General features: G+C 37.3%; 13 protein-coding genes. 6 read left to right on the forward strand and 7 right to left on the reverse strand.

Going from position 1 to position 13408, the window contains the following annotated elements; translation table 11 throughout:
- Positions 1–812: 812 nt before the first annotated feature.
- Together G521_RS0107335 and G521_RS0107340 are read right to left on the reverse strand one after the other, a co-directional pair.
- Complete coding sequence (locus G521_RS0107335) at positions 813–2057, reverse strand: ABC transporter permease (protein ID WP_036678313.1); 1245 nt, start codon at positions 2055–2057, stop codon at positions 813–815.
- A gap of 61 nt (positions 2058–2118) precedes the next feature.
- A complete protein-coding gene (locus G521_RS0107340; protein ID WP_026897963.1) occupies positions 2119–2472 on the reverse strand; it encodes a HesB/IscA family protein in 354 nt (117 codons plus the stop codon).
- Positions 2473–2563: 91 nt separating this feature from the next.
- On the opposite strand from G521_RS0107340, the gene G521_RS0107345 reads away from it, so the two are divergent.
- The 4 genes from G521_RS0107345 (at position 2564) to G521_RS0107360 (ending at position 7004) form a co-directional block, all read left to right on the forward strand.
- A complete protein-coding gene (locus G521_RS0107345) occupies positions 2564–3094 on the forward strand; it encodes a DUF7935 family protein (protein ID WP_026897964.1) in 531 nt (176 codons plus the stop codon).
- A gap of 4 nt (positions 3095–3098) precedes the next feature.
- Positions 3099–4646, forward strand: a complete 1548-nt coding sequence (locus G521_RS0107350) for an acyl-CoA mutase large subunit family protein (RefSeq protein WP_026897965.1) — start codon at positions 3099–3101, stop codon at positions 4644–4646.
- Positions 4647–5047: 401 nt separating this feature from the next.
- Positions 5048–6475: a chromosomal replication initiator protein DnaA gene (gene dnaA, locus G521_RS0107355; protein ID WP_026897966.1), complete on the forward strand. Its 1428-nt coding sequence runs from the start codon at positions 5048–5050 to the stop codon at positions 6473–6475.
- A gap of 70 nt (positions 6476–6545) precedes the next feature.
- Positions 6546–7004, forward strand: coding sequence for a nuclear transport factor 2 family protein (locus G521_RS0107360; RefSeq protein WP_026897967.1), 459 nt, complete (start codon positions 6546–6548; stop codon positions 7002–7004).
- 51 nt (positions 7005–7055) lie between these two features.
- Here G521_RS0107360 and G521_RS0107365 read toward each other — a convergent pair whose 3' ends face one another.
- Genes G521_RS0107365 through G521_RS0107380 form a run of 4 tightly spaced genes read right to left on the reverse strand, consistent with a single transcriptional unit; the run spans position 7056 to position 9491 of the window.
- Complete coding sequence (locus tag G521_RS0107365; protein WP_036678317.1) at positions 7056–7607, reverse strand: NUDIX hydrolase; 552 nt, start codon at positions 7605–7607, stop codon at positions 7056–7058.
- A gap of 28 nt (positions 7608–7635) precedes the next feature.
- Positions 7636–8418, reverse strand: coding sequence for a TPM domain-containing protein (locus G521_RS0107370; protein WP_026897969.1), 783 nt, complete (start codon positions 8416–8418; stop codon positions 7636–7638).
- Positions 8419–8445: 27 nt separating this feature from the next.
- Positions 8446–8880 carry a TPM domain-containing protein gene (locus G521_RS0107375; protein ID WP_026897970.1) on the reverse strand — a complete coding sequence of 145 codons (435 nt, stop codon included), beginning with the start codon at positions 8878–8880 and terminating at the stop codon, positions 8446–8448.
- Between the two features lie 32 nt (positions 8881–8912).
- Positions 8913–9491, reverse strand: coding sequence for a LemA family protein (locus tag G521_RS0107380; protein WP_026897971.1), 579 nt, complete (start codon positions 9489–9491; stop codon positions 8913–8915).
- Positions 9492–9580: 89 nt separating this feature from the next.
- On the opposite strand from G521_RS0107380, the gene G521_RS0107385 reads away from it, so the two are divergent.
- Together G521_RS0107385 and G521_RS0107390 are read left to right on the forward strand one after the other, a co-directional pair.
- Entirely contained in the window at positions 9581–11131 is a 1551-nt protein-coding gene (locus G521_RS0107385) for an NAD(P)/FAD-dependent oxidoreductase (protein ID WP_026897972.1), read from the forward strand.
- 79 nt (positions 11132–11210) lie between these two features.
- Positions 11211–11570, forward strand: coding sequence for a CoA-binding protein (locus tag G521_RS0107390; protein ID WP_026897973.1), 360 nt, complete (start codon positions 11211–11213; stop codon positions 11568–11570).
- A gap of 4 nt (positions 11571–11574) precedes the next feature.
- Here the strand turns inward: G521_RS0107390 and G521_RS0107395 are convergent, their stop codons facing one another.
- Positions 11575–12942 (reverse strand): methyltransferase RsmF C-terminal domain-like protein, encoded by a 1368-nt coding sequence (locus G521_RS0107395; protein ID WP_026897974.1) that lies wholly within the window; start codon positions 12940–12942, stop codon positions 11575–11577.
- Between the last annotated feature and the right edge of the window lie 466 nt (positions 12943–13408).

The following is a 13408-nucleotide window of genomic DNA, read 5'->3' on the forward strand; positions in this document are numbered from 1 at the left end:
CAAAACTCTCCATGGGTTATAGGGCCAGCTAGTTGAACTAGCGGCATAGTGGGCACGTACTTCTTATTAAACGTTGGGTCGAATAAATCAAATTAAAATCATTATGAAATTAATTTATATTCTAATAATAGCAATAGCTGACTTTTTTGTTTATTCATTATTGAATAGATCTAGAAAGATAAAGCCGAATATAATTTTGATTTTTAGCATTTTTTTTACTGGTGATTTTGGCTCATCTTGATAGATTCTCATTAAGCTTTTTAATGCCTTTGGAACGTTTTATATTAGTGTTTCATTTTTTAATTGAGCTAGTAATTTTCTATATTGTGGGGAAAATCTACATCAAAAAGAATGACAATTCACCTAGATTAAGCCCTCAAGTATTAGATTTTTCAGTTAATATGATTTCAATTATCTTTTTTAAGATTATTTATATTCTCGTCTTCATAGTACAATGCATGTTTATAATAGTGCAAAATTGATTTACTAGATTGAGTCAAAAAAATTGTAAAGTCATTTATAAAAATAGATATTCAGCTTCATTAAGAAATCGAAATTCCATTTTAGACTAAAGACATTTAAAAATTCTTGCTAATGCGCATGTATTGATTGGTTATTAAATTTCAACCCGATAATTGAGTTGTAAATGTCGTAGAATATATTCCGGTCATAACAAGCATGATTATGAAAAATATTCTCAGCTTATATATGAGTTTTCTCTGAACGTGTTTTCTAGCCAGTTCCCTTCTTCCGATCAGCATATTCTGTATAATACAAATATGGTGCAGAAAGAATTTGGAAGGAAAAATATTTTATTCGTAGCGCAGCGACTCCACCGGATCGAGTTTCGATGCTTTAACTGCGGGGTATAATCCGGATAACAAGCCTACTCCAATACATAATCCCAGGCCTAAAGCTGTCCATCCCCATGGCATAATAAAAGATCCGCCCATTACCATGGATAATAAATTTCCGATTAATATTCCCAGAAAAACTCCGGTAACGCCTCCCATTAAACAAATAACAGTAGCTTCAATCAAAAATTGACGGCGTATAATAACGGGAGTTGCACCTATTGCTTTGCGGATTCCTATTTCCCGGGTACGTTCTGTTACAGAAACAATCATGATATTCATCAGTGCAATTGCGGCACCAATCAGGGTGATGGCTCCTATTGTAATTCCGCCGATACGGACAAATTTTAAATTATCAACCAATGTCTGGGCTATCGCATCACTCTTTGAAATTTCAAAATTATTTTCCTGTGCGGCGCTTAATCGTCTGATATTCCTGAATAATCCTGTTGATTCACCAATAGCAGATTCCATGTGAAGCGGATCTTCAGCAATTACCGAAATCGTATAAGAAGGATTCGGGATGGTCATTATTTGTTTTGCCTTTAACAAGGGCACTACGCAAACCTTATCGCCTCCAAAACCCATACTTGAACCTTTTTCAGCAAATACACCAATCACTTTAAATTTATTGTTTCCTACCGTGATGATTTTGTTGATGGGGTCAGAGTCTTTAAATAATCGAGTTTTCACCTCATTTCCAATAATTACTACACCGCTTCCAAACTCTAATTCTGCCTGAGAGAAATTTCTTCCCAATGCCAATTTATATCCACCGGTTAGCAAATAGTTCTCATCTGCTCCTAAAACCGAAATATTAGGATTTGTTTTTTGATTTCCGACTTTTGCTGTAGCGGCAAATGAAGCAAAGGTATTTACAGAAACCATCGCCGGAAAATTAAATGAACTTTTAAAATTTAGAGCTTCTTCGTAAGTAATAGGAGTAAATCTTTTGGGCCGCTCGCCTCCGCCTCCTATTCTGATTCCGATACCACGGTTACGAATGGTGAAAGAATTGGCGCCCATACTCGAAAATGTATTGTTTAAAGAGCCTTCTATCGCATCAATAGAAGTTAAAATTCCCACCAGGGCAGTTAATCCGATGGCAATTATGATGGCGGTTAAAAATGTCCGAAGTTTATTGCTTTTCACAGATTGCAAAGCCACCTTCAGATTTTCAGAATACCCCATTGTTGTTGCCATAGCCTATTATAAAAAAGTCCTGCTGTTATGACAGCAGGACCCGGTTAAATGTTACAGTTTTTTAAACTGAAAATGAGGTTCCGCAACCGCAGGTGCTGCTGGCATTGGGATTACTGAATGTAAAACCCCTTGCATTTAAGCCATCCTGAAAATCAACCTGCATTCCAACAAGATATAAACCATGGGCTTTATGCATATAAACCTTAATTTGATCAATCAAATATTCCTGATCCCCATCTTTTTTCTGGTCAAAACCAAGAATATAATTCATTCCTGCACAACCGCCTCCTTCAACACCCAGACGTAATCCGTATTCTTCGCCCAATTCCTGCTGCGACATTAATTTTATTATTTCTTTTTTGGCTCCTTCGGTTAGCACAACCGGAGCAACTAATGAAGCTGTATCTGTACTCATAATTCTTTCAAAATAGTAGGTCAAATATAAGCTAAAATGCAGACTTTTGTTTGCGAGCATGGCTTTGTGACCAATTGATAACAAATTTACGATGATAGGATTAGCTTTTTTTTCAGATATATTGAAATTTTCAATTTCAGGGATTTTAATATTTTTTGCCGCGTGGTATTTTGTACGAGAGTTTGTATTACAGGCTTTGGAGAAGAAAACAGCCGTTATAAAACCTGGTTTTGAACAAACTCTGCCACTGCGTTTACAAGCTTACGAACGCATTACACTTTTTCTGGAACGTATCAATCCTTCTAATATGCTGCTGAGACTTCATCTTGCCGGAATGAGTGCCCGGGAGATGCAGAATATGATTTTGTCGGATATACGGGAAGAATACCAGCATAATATAACCCAGCAAATTTATGTGAGTTATACGGCATGGGCTACTGTTCAAAAAATGAAAGATGAAACTGTTGGGATGATTAATAACGCGGTTCATGGTTTGCCCGAAAATGCATCGTCAGTAGAATTAAGTCGTGTTATTTTAACACATTTGGCAAAGCTCGACACAGCAAACCCATATGACGAAGCTCTGAAAATTGTTAAAAGAGATATTCAGCAATTATTTTAAAATAATGAGTGATAAGAAATTCAGTACCACATCCGGAATTAACATAAAAGAGGTTTATACAGAAGGAAGGCAGAACATAGAACTTCCGGGCGAATATCCATATACCAGGGGAATTCAAAAGGATATGTATCGTGGCCGCTTATGGACCATGCGCCAATATGCCGGCTTTTCTACTGCTGAAGAGTCTAACAAGCGTTATCATTATTTATTAAGTCAGGGAACAATGGGCCTGTCGGTCGCATTTGATTTGCCCACTCAGATTGGGTATGATTCAGATCATGAAATGTCTGAAGGGGAAGTAGGGAAGGTAGGTGTGGCAATTGATTCATTAAAGGATATCGAAATTCTTTTTGATGGAATTGATCTCCAAAAGGTGACCAGCTCCATGACCATTAATGCCACTGCACCAATTTTACTGGCAATGTACATCGCATTGGCAAAAAAACAAGGCGCCAATCTGGAATTGATTTCGGGTACGATACAAAACGATATTTTAAAAGAATACGCCGCCCGCGGAACCTATATTTATCCGCCGAAAGCCTCCATGCGTTTAATTACGGATGTTTTTGAATATTGCAGTAAAGAAGTCCCTAAATGGAACACTATATCCATTTCCGGTTATCATATTCGCGAAGCCGGTTCTACTGCCGTTCAGGAACTGGCTTTTACTCTTGCCAATGGCAAAGCTTATTTAAAGGCCGCTATTGATACGGGATTAGATATAAATGTTTTCGCAAAGCGATTATCCTTCTTTTTTAATTGTCACAATAATTTTTTTGAAGAGATATCCAAATTCAGAGCTGCACGAAGAATGTGGGCATTTATTACCAAAGACCTTGGGGCAACAGATGCCGGGGCTCAGAAACTGAGATTTCATACCCAAACCGGCGGTTCTACGCTGACCGCCCAGCAGCCCATGAATAATATTATGCGGGTAAGCAACCAGGCTTTAGCAGCAGTTTTGGGAGGAACTCAGTCTCTTCATACCAACGGATATGACGAAGCACTTTCATTACCAACAGAAGCCGCGGCAAAGATTGCGCTTCGGACACAGCAAATTATTGCTTTTGAAAGCGGGGTAACTGATACTGTCGATCCATTAGCGGGATCGTATTTTGTAGAATCTTTAACTGATGAAATAGAGGCGGCTGCCTGGAAATATATAGAAACCATAGATGCTATGGGCGGCTCTGTAAATGCGATTGAAGCCGGCTATATTCAGAATGAAATTGCAGATGCAGCTTACCAATATCAGAAAGATATTGAAAGTGCTGATCGGATTTTAGTTGGGGTGAATAAATATGTTGATCATCAGGGAATTCATCCCGAAGTTTTCCGTGTTGATGATTCCATCCGACAGCTTCAAACGGATAAGCTTAACAAGCTAAAAGAGGAGCGGGATAACCTGCTGGTCGATCAAACTTTGAGAAAATTATCGGCCGCTGCAAAAGATGGTTCTAACACCATGCCTTTTATTTTATCAGCAGTTGAAGCCTATGCCACATTAGGAGAAATTGCGGACATTCTGCGCCAGGAATTTGGAGAATATTGATCCGAAATTGCACCCGTTTTATACCTAAAGCATAACCTCTGTTGAAACAGAGTGTTTATAATTTGTTACAGATTGTGCTTGTATTGGGTATAAATAATATCGAACTTTTATGAGTATAAAATCTGGAATATATTGCCTAAAACACCTGTATTAGCAATGTAAATGCGTAAGTAACGTTACTATGTTAATAAATATTAGCAGCGCAAATTCAGGTTCAAAACAGGTTATTTTTTGATCGATATTTAATGAGATTTAAGTCTATAATTCTAATAATAAGCGACTTAACATAAATGTCAAATTTTTGTTTTTTAAACAGAATATTTTGTCAATCTTCGGAGTTCTGGAAGGTTATTAACATTCCCTCCTCCAGTGCTTGTAAATCAGATTATTAATAAATTTATATGGAAAAAGCTTGTACAAATGTTTGGAATAACTGTCTTCAGATTATTAAGGATAACATACCGGCCCAGAGTTTTAAAACCTGGTTCGAACCTATTAAAGCCTTAAGACTTGAGGGTAATGTATTAACCATACAGGTACCAAGTTTATTTTTTTACGAATGGCTCGAAGAGCATTATGTTGGCCTGTTACGCAAAACTGTAAAGAAACAGCTGGGTGAAGAAGGAAGACTGGAATATAATATTGTTGTTGAAAAATCATCAAATAATAAACCTTACACAACCAATATGCCTTCCAATGGCAACGGAGCTGAAGGTAAAAATCAGTCTATGCCAATGCCGGTATCTCTAAACAAGGATATTAAAAATCCATTTGTAATTCCCGGACTGAAGAAATTACAGGTTGATCCGCAACTAAATCAGAATTACACGTTCGAGAATTTTATCGAAGGAGATTGCAATCGTTTAGCTCGTTCGGCAGGCTATGCAGTAGCTGCAAAACCAGGTGGAACTTCTTTTAATCCCTTAATGATTTACGGAGTGGTTGGATTGGGTAAAACCCACCTGGCCCAGGCTATTGGTAATGAAATTAAAAGAACATTGACAGACAAGCTGGTTCTATATGTATCCTGCGAGAAGTTTACCCAGCAGTTTGTAGATGCATTAAAGAATAATAATATTAATGACTTTGTAAATTTTTACCAGGCAATGGATGTGCTTATTATGGATGATGTTCATAATTTTGCAGGTAAAGAGAAAACACAGGACATTTTCTTTCATATATTCAATCATCTGCACCAATCCGGTAAACAACTGATCATCACTTCTGACAAGGCTCCAAAAGATTTGTCGGGTTTAGAAGAACGGTTGTTATCACGGTTTAAGTGGGGACTTTCTGCTGATCTTCAGATTCCGGATCTGGAAACCCGTATGGCTATCCTGAAAAAGAAAATGTATTCTGACGGAATTGAATTGCCCGGAGAAGTTATTGAATATGTTGCTCATAATATTGATAACAACGTTCGCGAACTTGAAGGTGCGATGGTATCATTATTAGCTCAATCTACACTTAATAAAAAGGAAATTGATTTGAATCTGGCCAAATCAATGCTTAAAAATTTCATTAAAAACTCCAGTAAAGAGATATCTATGGAGTATATTCAAAAGCTTGTTTGCGAGTATTTTGAAGTTCCTATTGAAATGGTAAAATCTAAAACACGCAAACGTGAAATTGTTCAGGCTCGTCAAATTTCTATGTATCTGGCAAAACTTCATACCAAAACATCACTAAAGTCTATCGGTGCGTTTTTTGGAGGAAGAGATCATTCAACCGTGATTTATGCCTGCCAGACTGTAGATGATCTGATAGATACCGACAAAAAATTTAAAGGATACGTAGCTGATATTCAGAAAAAATTAAAAATGAGTTAATCACCAATATGTAATTATTATTAGAACCTGTTAAGTTAAAGCTCAACGGGTTTTTTTGTAAGTTCAAATCATGAAAATAATTTTAACATTAGCTGCCATTTTATTCAGTACAGGTATTTTATCCGCTCAGGTTAAAAATTCTGAAACTGAATCTGTAAAAAAAGTAATTAATCAGTTATTTGAAGGAATGCGAAAGGGAGATAGCTCAATGGTGAGTTCAACATTTTCTAAAGGAATGATTATGCAGACAATTTCGAAAAGACAGGGCCAGATAAACGTAGTGCGTTATGAACCTCTGAACTTCTTAAAGTCAATAGCTACCCCTCATTCTGAAGTTTATGATGAACGAATAACATTTGATGAAATTTTGATTGACGCCGAACTTGCCAGTGTTTGGACTAGCTATAAGTTTTATGTTGGTGATAAATTCAGCCATTGCGGCGTGAATTCTTTTCAGCTGGTAAAGCAGGATAACAAATGGAAAATTGTTTACCTGATTGATACCCGCAGAAAGGAAAATTGTGATTAGTTTATTGGATTTTAGTTGAATTTTTACCAATAAGCTTGATTGGGATTAAGCTTAAACAATTAACTTTAAATGCATAAGCGCATAAAAAATTCCACTTGAATGTAAAGCCTGGCCGATTTTATTATCCAGCAATAACCCTTTTAATTCTTTTGTACTGACGAGTTCTACCACAATCTCTTCGCCGCCATCCAAATTCTGTTCCTGAATTTTTCTGCCGCCGGTAGCCAGAAAACAATGAGTTTTATTATTGCCAGTGGCGGGATTTGCATACAGGGAAGTTAAAAATTCAATACGTTCGAAAACGTAACCTGTTTCTTCCAATAATTCCCGCTTAACCGCGTCTTCCGGACTTTCGCCCTTATCGATACAGCCTCCCGGGATTTCTAAAATTACTTCCTGTGCCGCATGACGATATTGTTTGATGAGAATTACCTGATTATCATGGGTAAGAGCAACTGCATTTACCCAATCAGGATATTCAAGAACATAATAAGGTTTTATGATTTTCCCGGAAGGCATTCTGCAGGTATCAGACCGTAGGGTTGCCCAGGTATCTTTAAATACATACTCTGAGGTTAGTAACTTCCATTTTAGCTCCTGCATCAAATTATACCAAAATTTTAATAAGATATTACCAGCTTCCGCTTGCTCCGCCACCGCCAAAGCTGCCGCCGCCGAATCCGCCGAAACCTCCGCCGCCGCCAACACCAAATCCGCCACCACTACCGCCGAATCCTCCGCCACTGCTTCGGCCCATTCCTGATCCCATCAACATCCACCAGATTGGACTTGCTGCTCCACGGCCGCCAATTACTTGACTTCCGCCGCCACCACCTTTTTTTGAGATGATGAAAATAATTGCCATAATGATTAAAAAGACTATAATTCCGGAATTGCCTGATTTGCCTTTACTTTTAGGCCGGGCATCTTTATATTCACCCTTTGTATAAGAAATAATGGCTGAAGTTCCGGCATCCAGTCCTTCGAAGTATTGGCCATTTTTAAAATTTGGTGTGATTTCATTTTCAATAATGCGGCGTGAAATTGCATCCGAAAGCGCTCCTTCTACGCCATAACCTGTTTGTATTGTTACTTTTCTATCTCCTAAAGAAACTAAAAGCAAAACGCCGTTATTGTTCTTTTTGCCACCAATACCCCATTTTTCTGCTAAACGAACGCCATAGTCAGCTACATCATAGCCTTCAAGGGATTTTATAAGAACAACAGCAATTTGTGTAGAAGTAGAATCATCAAAAGCAACCAATTTTTGCTCAAGACTATTTATTTGATCTGCACTTAACGTATTGGTATAGTCATTAACCAGACGATTGGGTTGTTCGGGAAAAGTTTGGGCCTGAGTTGCTAATCCTGTAAATAAAAGAAAAGCAATTAAAAAGAAATTTCTTATAATCATTTGAAGGTGCCTGAATATGGTTTTGGATTAGTTGCCATCCATAAATGAAATGTCATTCGGAAGTTCATTTTTATCACCTTCCAGGTATGGAAAGTAAATTCTTAATTGTTCTGCAGCTAATTTTATTCCTGCAATAATTCCTTCTGATAAATTTCCTTGTTTAAAATGGGATAGCATCATATCCTTTGTGCTATCCCAGAAATTTGACGGGACTACCTTATTAATACCGGCGTCTCCTATAATAGCAAACTGATGATCATTGGTAGAAACATATATCAAAACTCCATTGCGTAAAGCGGTTTGGTCCATACCCAATTTCCTGAAATAATTTGCAGCACGATCTAAAACAGGTTCGCTGCAGGTTTTTTCAACGCAAACTCTAATTTCTCCGGACGTGAACCGTTCCGAAGTTTCAATAGCTTCGCTGATCTGTTTTTGTTCCTCTTCGCTAAAAACTTTCATGGATACTGATATAAAGAAATGATCTTAAAATATTAAAATTCAACTTTAGGTGGTTTGTTCGAACCTGCTTCGGCCTGGAAATAACCTTTCTTTTGGAATCCGAACAAACCCGCTGTTAAATTATTTGGGAATGTGCGGATTTTAGAATTATAATCCTGAGTTACTGTATTGAATTTTTGACGCTCTACTGTAATTCTATTCTCTGTACCTTCTAATTGAGATTGAAGTTCTAAAAAGTTTTGGTTGGCTTTTAGTTCTGGATATCTTTCTACAGTTACGAGTAAACGTCCCAAAGACTGACTTAACTGACCCTGTGCTTCCTGAAATTTCTGAATGGATTCCGGCGTTAATTTAGTTGGGTCAACCTGTACCGAACTTGCTTTAGCACGGGCTTCAATTACCTGAGTTAAAGTTTCCTGCTCAAAATTAGCTGCACCTTTTACAGAAGCAACAAGATTTGGAATCAAATCTGCACGACGCTGGTATACGTTTTCTACCTGAGCCCATTGAGATTGTACTTGCTCATCTAATTGTACCATGCTATTATAGCCGCAGGAACTTAAAGAAGTAATCGCAAATAGAGCGATAAGTGTATAAAAAATTCTTTTCATAATAAGGTTTCTAATTTTTTTCAATTTACAGCTTAGAAAGCAATTTTCATACCTTTGTTACAAATCCGGGATAAAAACCCGGCATTATTATGATAAAAGAAATAGATTTAGTTCTTCTTCCTGAGGAAATAAATGATCTTTCGCTTCTTCGAAAGACATCAGCAAAATTGCTGAAAATTAATTTGGATGAAATAAATCATGTACAGATTTTAAAAAGATCCATTGATGCCCGCAGCAGAAAAGTAGTATTTCGGCTAAAAGTCAGGGTTTTTATTAATGAAAATCCGGATTACGCCTCAGTCGAATTAAAATATCAAAATGTTAAGGATAAAAAGCCGGTTATTATAATAGGTGCCGGTCCGGCAGGTCTATTTGCTGCTCTTCGTTGCATCGAACTTGGACTTAAGCCAATAATTTTAGAGAGGGGAAAAAATGTTAAACAGCGTCGCCGGGATCTTGCCGCTATAAATAAACAGGGTTTGATCAATCCGGAGTCTAATTATTGCTTTGGTGAAGGCGGTGCAGGAACTTATTCTGATGGGAAATTATATACCCGGTCTAATAAACGTGGAGATGTTCAGCAGGTTTTGCAAACTTTTGTAACACATGGCGCAACTGAAGATATTTTAATTGATGCCCGCCCGCATATTGGAACTAATAAGCTTCCGCAGATTATTAGCAGTATTCGCGATAGCATACAAAATGCTGGAGGAGAAGTTTATTTTGACTGTAAAGTAACCGATTTAATTATCAGAGACCGGGTTTTAAAAGGTGTTTCCTGTAGCAATGATCAGGTTTTTATGGCCGATGCAATATTACTTGCAACTGGTCATTCGGCTCATGATATTTTATTCCTGTTGCGTAAACATGATATTTTGCTGGAAGCCAAACCTTTTGCTTTAGGCGTCCGGATAGAACATCCGCAGGAAATAATAGATCAAGCTCAATACCATTGTGATGTAAGAGGCCCATATTTGCCTCCGTCTAATTACAGTTTTGTAGAACAGGTTGATGATCGCGGAGTGTTTTCTTTCTGCATGTGTCCCGGTGGAATTATTGCTCCATGCTCAACAAACGCAAACGAAATTGTTGTAAATGGATGGTCGCCTTCCAAACGGAACAATCCATTTGCCAATTCAGGAACTGTGGTTCAGATTAATCTGGAAGACGTTGTGGGTCCTGAAAATGATCCTTTTAGATTGTTGAAATTCCAAACGGATATAGAACAAGCGGCTTTTATAGCTGGCGGAGGCAATTTAGTTGCTCCAGCACAGCGTATGGTTGATTTTGTGAATGGTAAAGTATCTGCCGATTTGCCCGTTAATTCGTACCTGCCGGGAACAAAAAGTGCAGATTTGAATTCTATATTGCCTGAGTTCATTCATCAGCGTTTACGGAAAGCCTTGCCCTTATTCGGTAAAAAAATGAACGGTTATTTTACCAATGAAGCAATTTTGGTAGGTGTAGAATCAAGAACATCCTCTCCGGTAAGAATTCCAAGAAGTAAAGAAACCTTACAGCATCCACAGATTAAAGGACTTTTCCCTTGTGGTGAAGGAGCCGGATATGCAGGTGGCATAGTTTCTGCAGCTATTGATGGAATGAATTGCGCTGATGCAATTATGAAAAGTTTAAGTTAAATAATATGAAATTGAACCAAAATCAATTCTTATTAGAATATCATTCCCGGGAAATATCAATTTGATAAAATAACTACTGATGAAAAAGACACTTATAATAGGAGCTACTATTAATCCATCAAGATATGCCAATCTTGCGGCACATCGACTCGTAAAATACGGACATGAAATTATTAACGTAGGAATAAAATCCGGGGAAGTTGCAGGGGTTGGCATTGAAAAACCGGAGATGATTCATTCAAATGTGGATACAATAACTTTATATATTGGTCCGCAGCATCAGGATGAATACTTCGATTACATTATTCAAACAAATCCCAAGCGCATTATTTTCAATCCGGGTACAGAAAACTTGGAATTAGAGGAGCTTGCCAGAAAAAATAATATTGAGACAATTGAGGCCTGTACGCTGGTGATGCTTTCTACCGGTCAATACTAAACATCTAAGTGATATTTTGATTTACAATTCTTAATTCTTTTGGATAATAGTTGTTTATTCTATTGTGCAGAATCTTGGCCCATCCCAATGCTTTATCCTGGTAACAGATAACCGCCCAGCCGATATAATCTGTTTCTATTTTAATTTCATTCCGTTTTAAATACGTTAAAGCCTGGTCCCGGTCAATATTTATTTTTTTTACACCGGGATTTAATAGGAGACTTAATGCAAGCTCATGATCCGGAATGAGGTCTTTGCCCATAATTTTCCCTAACCTGACTCCTGATTTTTTAAGATATAGCTTAGATTGTAATAGATGCAAATAGCCAATATGTTCTGTTCTTATCGCAAAATAACTATCATTGATCAGCTTGATTGAGATGTCCGGATCTGAGTTTATCCACATTTTAAGTAACTCTTCTTCCTTAGAACTTTGAATGTTTTTCCTTGGATTTTTAACTTCTGAGTTACCGGTACTATCATTCTTTTTAAAACAGGCGATAAAAAAACCTTCACCTCTCACTTTGTGAGGATAGAAACGATATCCATGGCATTTCTGTTTTTCTGACAGAGTTTCAATTATTCCCCAATCCTCTGCAACAGGTATTCTAATGCTGGATAAATCAAAATTTTCGCATAGCCAGTCGGAAATCTCTTCATTTTCTTCTTTTGAGTAGGAGCAGGTAGAATAAATTAATATTCCGTCTTTATTAATAGATGGGTAAATATCAGCCAGAATCCGCTTTTGCCGCTGACTGCATAATTGAACAGCACTTTCAGACCATTCATTAATTGAATCAGGGTCTTTTCGCCACATTCCTGATCCTGAACATGGAGCATCTATTACTACTGCATCAAACAAGCCTGTCAGTTTTTGAAAATCTCTCGGGTCGTTATTGCTTACAAAAACATTTTCCTTGCCCCATTTACTTAGATTGTCTGCTAAAATAGGTACACGGGTTTTTATAATTTCATTTGCAACAAGTAAACTTTGTGCAGTAAGTAAGGAACTTATCAAAGTGCTTTTACCGCCTGGAGCTGCACAAAGGTCCAGTACAGTTAGCTTTTTATTTAAATCAAGTGAATTTTTTAAAACATGCTCCAGGAACATGGAAGACGCTTCCTGCACGTAGTAGCAACCGGCATGGAATAAGGGATCTGCTGTAAAAAAGGGTCTCTCCGATAAATATCTTCCTTGATCACACCACAAAACTCTTTCTGCACTATTATATATAGAAGCAGGTTTATAAGGATTAAGGCGTATAGAGGTTACCGGAGACGAATTGCTAAGGGATTTTAAAAACGATTCTTCTTCTAATTGGTAGTTATCCCTCAATGAACGGATAAAAGCTGGTGGCAATTTTGAACTCATACAATCTCAAAAGTACATTATGTGAATGTATAATTTTAGAAAGAATAGGTTTCAAATAATTTTGTATCTCTTAATCATGGAGTTATCGGATTGTTTTAATTATTTTAAAAAACTTCTTTGCAGGGATGAAATAACTTTCTACTTTTGCAACCCGCAAAGGAAGTAAATGCGGATGGTACATTGAGGATTTGGGGTAGCAGAGTGGTTGAGGATGAGGTGTTATGCTTTATTTGAAACCGGTTATGTTAAACATACAAACGTCACTTATTTTTAATAAAATAAGTTTTGGTAAGTTGTTGGATTCTGTTACCTTTGCACTCCGCAATCGAGAGATAGCGGGATGTTCTCAGAGAGTTTGGTGGAGGTTAAAAAATCGGTTGTTGTGTATATGACAGTGCAGATTTGGGAGTTTGAAAGCCCTCTGATTATTTTCACAAATAATTAGGAAGGATCAAAAATTTTTCTA

Origin of the sequence: Daejeonella oryzae DSM 19973 (assembly GCF_000422945.1) — a bacterium.
GTDB classification, from domain to species: domain Bacteria; phylum Bacteroidota; class Bacteroidia; order Sphingobacteriales; family Sphingobacteriaceae; genus Daejeonella; species Daejeonella oryzae.

Coding starts and splice junctions, on each gene's coding strand:
- G521_RS0107375 (WP_026897970.1), bottom strand. CDS start 8,880: ATGAAAGTTTTTAGCGAAGAGGAACAAAAACAGATCAGCGAAGCTATT.
- G521_RS0107390 (WP_026897973.1), top strand. CDS start 11,211: ATGAAAAAGACACTTATAATAGGAGCTACTATTAATCCATCAAGATAT.
- G521_RS0107370 (WP_026897969.1), bottom strand. CDS start 8,418: ATGATTATAAGAAATTTCTTTTTAATTGCTTTTCTTTTATTTACAGGA.
- G521_RS0107380 (WP_026897971.1), bottom strand. CDS start 9,491: ATGAAAAGAATTTTTTATACACTTATCGCTCTATTTGCGATTACTTCT.
- G521_RS0107350 (WP_026897965.1), top strand. CDS start 3,099: ATGAGTGATAAGAAATTCAGTACCACATCCGGAATTAACATAAAAGAG.
- G521_RS0107395 (WP_026897974.1), bottom strand. CDS start 12,942: ATGAGTTCAAAATTGCCACCAGCTTTTATCCGTTCATTGAGGGATAAC.
- dnaA (WP_026897966.1), top strand. CDS start 5,048: ATGGAAAAAGCTTGTACAAATGTTTGGAATAACTGTCTTCAGATTATT.
- G521_RS0107365 (WP_036678317.1), bottom strand. CDS start 7,607: ATGCAGGAGCTAAAATGGAAGTTACTAACCTCAGAGTATGTATTTAAA.
- G521_RS0107360 (WP_026897967.1), top strand. CDS start 6,546: ATGAAAATAATTTTAACATTAGCTGCCATTTTATTCAGTACAGGTATT.
- G521_RS0107335 (WP_036678313.1), bottom strand. CDS start 2,057: ATGGCAACAACAATGGGGTATTCTGAAAATCTGAAGGTGGCTTTGCAA.
- G521_RS0107345 (WP_026897964.1), top strand. CDS start 2,564: ATGATAGGATTAGCTTTTTTTTCAGATATATTGAAATTTTCAATTTCA.
- G521_RS0107340 (WP_026897963.1), bottom strand. CDS start 2,472: ATGAGTACAGATACAGCTTCATTAGTTGCTCCGGTTGTGCTAACCGAA.
- G521_RS0107385 (WP_026897972.1), top strand. CDS start 9,581: ATGATAAAAGAAATAGATTTAGTTCTTCTTCCTGAGGAAATAAATGAT.